Source organism: Cellulomonas sp. B6 (genome assembly GCF_001462455.1).
In the GTDB taxonomy this organism is placed as follows: domain Bacteria; phylum Actinomycetota; class Actinomycetes; order Actinomycetales; family Cellulomonadaceae; genus Cellulomonas.
This window is the reverse complement of the sequence record NZ_LNTD01000170.1, coordinates 1-4,163: the sequence shown is the minus strand read 5'-3', so window position 1 is coordinate 4,163 and position 4,163 is coordinate 1. Positions and strand designations below refer to the sequence as shown.

Below are 4,163 nucleotides of genomic sequence, written 5' to 3'. Positions count from 1 at the left end.
ATGACCCCGTCCCGCCGCGCTGCCGCACCCGCCGCAGCCGCCACCCTCCTCCTCGCCCTCGCCGCGTGCACCAGCACGAGCGACGCCGCCGAGGCGCCCGACTCGCAGTGGTCCGACCTCGCCGACTCCGCCGCGTGCGCCGACCTCCGCGAGGCGCACCCCGACCTCGTCGGCACCACCCAGACCAACGCGATCAACCCGCACACCCCCGGCTACGAGGTCATCGACCCCGAGAACCCCGACCGTTTCATGGGCTTCGACATCGACCTCGGCGAGGCCATCGGCGCGTGCCTCGGGTTCGACGTCGACTACGTCGCCGTCGGGTTCTCCGAGCTCATCCCCACCGTCGCGTCCGGCCAGGCCGACTGGATCGTGTCCAACCTGTACGCGACGCAGGAGCGCGCCGCGGGCGGCGTCGACTTCATCTCCTACTCCAAGGTGTTCGACGGCGTCCTGGTGGCCAAGGACAACCCCGAGGGCATCACCGGCATCGACACGTCCCTGTGCGGCCTGACCGTCGCGCTCAACAAGGGCTACGTCGAGGTCCCGCTCGTCGAGGCCGTCGCCCCCGACTGCACCGCCGCGGGCCTGGCCGCGCCCGAGGTCGCGCTGTTCGACTCGAGCGCCGACTGCGTGCAGGCCATCCTCGCCGGCCGCGCCGACGCCTACATGAACGACATCAACACCGTGAACCGGTTCATCGCCGAGCACCCTGACGACCTCGACTCCGCCGAGACCGTCATGCTCGACTACGAGATCGGCATCGGCGTGCTGCAGGGCGAGCACGAGTTCCGCGACGCCGTGCAGGCCGCCCTCACGGTCGTGCAGGACACGGGCCTGCAGACCGAGCTCGCCGAGAAGTGGGAGCTCGACGCCAACGCCGTCGCCGAGCCGACCGTCCTCTCGGTCGGCTGACGGCGGGGCCCACGACATGACGGACTTCCTGCACTACCTCACGCTGCCCTACCTGCTGCAGGGCATGGGGTTCACGCTCCGCCTGCTGGCCATGGGGTTCGTCGGCGGGCTCGCGCTCGGCCTGGTGCTCGCGTCGATGCTGCTGTCGCGGCACCGCGCGGTCGCCGCCGTCGCCCGCGCCTACACGACGCTCTACCGCGGCACGCCGCTGATCCTGCAGCTCGTGTTCGTGTTCACCGTGCTGCCGCACGCGGGGGTCACGCTCACCCCCGTGGTCGCGGGCGGTGTCGCGCTCGCCATGAACGAGGCGACGTTCTTCGCCGAGATCATCCGGTCGGCGGTGCGCGAGGTGCCCGCCGGCCAGCGGGCGGCGGGCCGGGCGCTCGGGCTCGGACCCGCCGGGCTGCTCCGTCACGTCGTGGGCCCCCAGGCCTTCCGCTCGATGGTCCCCGCGCTCGGCAACGAGGCGGTCGCGACCATGAAGAACTCGGCGCTCGCGTCGATCATCGCGGTCCCCGAGCTCACGCTGCGCACGCAGCAGCTCGCGTCGGCGACGTTCGACTACTTCGAGATCTACTTCGCCACCGCGGTCATGTACCTGCTGCTCACGGCAGCCATCACGGGCCTGCAGCTGCTCGTCGAGGCACTCGTCGACCCCGACGGCGTGCGCCGCCGCGGCTGGCTCGCGCTGTGGCGCCGGCGGCCCGCGGCGGCCGCCCCCGCCACCCTGCCCCCGGTGCTCGCGCCGGCGGCACCGGCGGACGTCCCCGTGCACGACGAGCGGCGCACGCACGCCGACCCGCCGCCGCGCTCGTTCGGCGAGGCCATGGTCGAGGCACGCGGGCTGCGGCGCTCCTACGGCGACACCGAGGTGCTCGCGGGCATCGACCTCATGGTCCGCGAGGGCGAGGTCGTCGCGCTGCTCGGCCCGTCGGGCTCGGGCAAGAGCACGCTGCTGCGCACGCTCAACCACCTCGACGGGCTCGACGGCGGCTCGGTGCTCGTCAACGGCACGGCCATCGGCTACGACTGGCAGGGCCGCGAGCTGCCCGAGCGGCGCACCGCCCGGCAGCGCGTCACCGCGGGCGTCGGCATGGTGTTCCAGAGCTTCGACCTCTTCGAGCACCTCACGGTCCGCGAGAACGTCGCGGCGCCGCTGCGGTGGGTCCACGGCCTGGGCCGCGACGAGGCGTCGGCCCGCGCCGACGAGCTCCTCGCGCAGGTGGGCATGAGCCACCGCGCCGACGCCCTGCCCCGCCACCTGTCGGGCGGTCAGCAGCAGCGCGTCGGGATCGCACGGGCCCTCGCGCCCCGCCCCCGCGTGCTCCTGCTCGACGAGCCGACCAGCGCGCTCGACCCCGAGAAGGTCGCCGAGGTGCTGCAGGTCATCCGCGACCTGGCCCGCACGTCGGGGCTGACGATGGTCATCGCCACGCACCAGCTGCGGTTCGCGCGCGAGGTCGCCGACCGGGTCGTCTTCATGGCCGGCGGCGTGGTCGTCGAGGAGGGCCCCGCGGACGACGTCCTGCTGCGCCCGCAGCACGCGCTCACGCGCTCCTTCGTGGGCGCGATGGACTCGGCGGAGGTGTGAGCGTGCACCAGGACCGCACCCCCGCCCCGCCCGAGCGCGAGCCGCTCGTCCTCACCGGTCACCCCGGCGTCCCGACGCAGGTCGGCCCGTTCGCGCACGCCGTGCGCTGGGGCGACACGCTGTGGGTCACCGGGCAGATGCCCACCGACCCGCGCACGGGCGACGTCGTCGGCGACGACGTCGTGACCCAGACCCGCCAGGTCATGCGCAACCTCGAGGCCGTGCTGCACGCCGCGGGCGCGCGGCTCGCGGACACCCTCATGGTCCGCGCGTACCTCACGGACTTCGACGAGTACGCGGCCTTCAACGCCGAGTACGCCACGTGGTTCCCCGCCGGGCTGCCGGCCCGCACGTGCGTCGGCGTCACCGGGCTCGCCGTCGGCGCCCGCGTCGAGGTCGACCTCGTCGTGGGCCTGCGCCCGCACCGCAGCACCACCGAGCCCACCGAGCAGGACCCGCACGCACCCGAGGGAGCCGCACGATGACCGCCACCACGACCGCCCCCGCCACGTCCGTCGTCCTGCAGCCCGGCGAGGGCCCGGTCCTCGGCGAGCACTACCTGCCCAGCCGCGCGCACGAGGTGCGGTGGGGCTGGCTGCCCGACCGCACGAGCGCACCCGTGCTCGCGGTGCCCGACGGCGCGACCGTCACGATCGACACCCTCAGCCACGAGGGCCTGCTGGCCGACCAGGGACGCGACCCTTGGCGGTACCTCGCGCAGTTCGGGGTCGCCGACGTGCTCGCCGACGCGGTCGACGTGGCCGCGTCGCCGCTGGTCAACGGCGGCGACGACGGGCCGCACGTCGTCACCGGGCCGATCGAGGTGACCGGTGCCCGCGCGGGCGACGTGCTGCGGGTCGACGTCCTCGACCTCGCGCGGCGCGTGCCGTACGGGTTCGTGTCCAACCGGCACGGGTACGGGGCGCTGGCCGGCGAGTACCCCGAGGACCTCGACTCGACGCCCACGCGGCACGTCGACGCGATGGTCTGCGACGGCACCGTGAGCTACTTCGCGTGGGTCGGCGAGCACGAGGGTCGCGACGTCGGGTACATGGACGCCGGCGGCGGGCGCACCGTGCGGTTCGGCCTCGCGCCGTTCCTCGGCCTCATGGGCGTCGCCCCCGACACCGACGAGCCCGTGCCGTCGGTGCCGCCCGGCCCGCACGGCGGCAACATCGACGTCAAGCACACGACTGTCGGCTCGACGCTCTACCTGCCGGTCGCGGTCGACGGCGCGCTGTTCTCCGCGGGCGACCCGCACTTCGCGCAGGGCAACGGCGAGGTCGCCCTCACGGCGCTCGAGGCGTCGCTGCGCGCGACGCTGCGGCTGACGGTGCTGCGGCCCGCCGACCGCACGGCCGTGCTCGGCGCGGCGGCCGGACCCGTCGTCGAGACCCCGACGCACTGGGTGCCGACGGGTCTGCACCCCGACCTCGACGAGGCGATGCGCGCGGCCGTGCGCAACGCGGTCGCGTTCCTGCACGGCCGGTTCGGCGTGCCGCGCGCGGTCGCGCTGGCCTACCTGTCGGCCGCGGGCGACTTCGAGGTGAGCCAGGTGGTCGACGCCGTCAAGGGCGTGCACTGCATGATCGCGAAGGCGGACTGGACCGCCTGGACGTGACGCGCAGGCCTCCCGGCGCGGGCCGGCGGGGCGGAG

4 protein-coding genes are annotated in these 4,163 nt (G+C 74.5%); all 4 read left to right on the top strand.

Annotated features, from left to right (window positions below; translation table 11 throughout):
* A partial coding sequence (locus tag ATM99_RS14850) for an ABC transporter substrate-binding protein (RefSeq protein ID WP_062103646.1) occupies nt 1–915 on the top strand: 915 nt, incomplete at its 5' end.
* 16 nt (nt 916–931) lie between these two features.
* The gene (locus tag ATM99_RS14845) at nt 932–2,506 is read left to right on the top strand and encodes an amino acid ABC transporter permease/ATP-binding protein (RefSeq protein WP_062103645.1); all 1,575 of its coding nucleotides are present in this window, start codon (nt 932–934) and stop codon (nt 2,504–2,506) included.
* 2 nt (nt 2,507–2,508) lie between these two features.
* On the top strand, nt 2,509–2,991 hold the full coding sequence (locus ATM99_RS14840; RefSeq protein WP_062103644.1) for a RidA family protein: 483 nt from the start codon (nt 2,509–2,511) through the stop codon (nt 2,989–2,991).
* Nucleotides 2,988–4,127 carry an acetamidase/formamidase family protein gene (locus tag ATM99_RS14835; protein ID WP_062103643.1) on the top strand — a complete coding sequence of 380 codons (1,140 nt, stop codon included), beginning with the start codon at nt 2,988–2,990 and terminating at the stop codon, nt 4,125–4,127. The genes ATM99_RS14840 and ATM99_RS14835 overlap by 4 nt, the downstream gene beginning before the upstream one ends.
* The last annotated feature ends 36 nt before the right edge of the window (nt 4,128–4,163 follow it).

Coding starts and splice junctions, on each gene's coding strand:
- ATM99_RS14845 (WP_062103645.1), top strand. CDS start 932: ATGACGGACTTCCTGCACTACCTCACGCTGCCCTACCTGCTGCAGGGC.
- ATM99_RS14835 (WP_062103643.1), top strand. CDS start 2,988: ATGACCGCCACCACGACCGCCCCCGCCACGTCCGTCGTCCTGCAGCCC.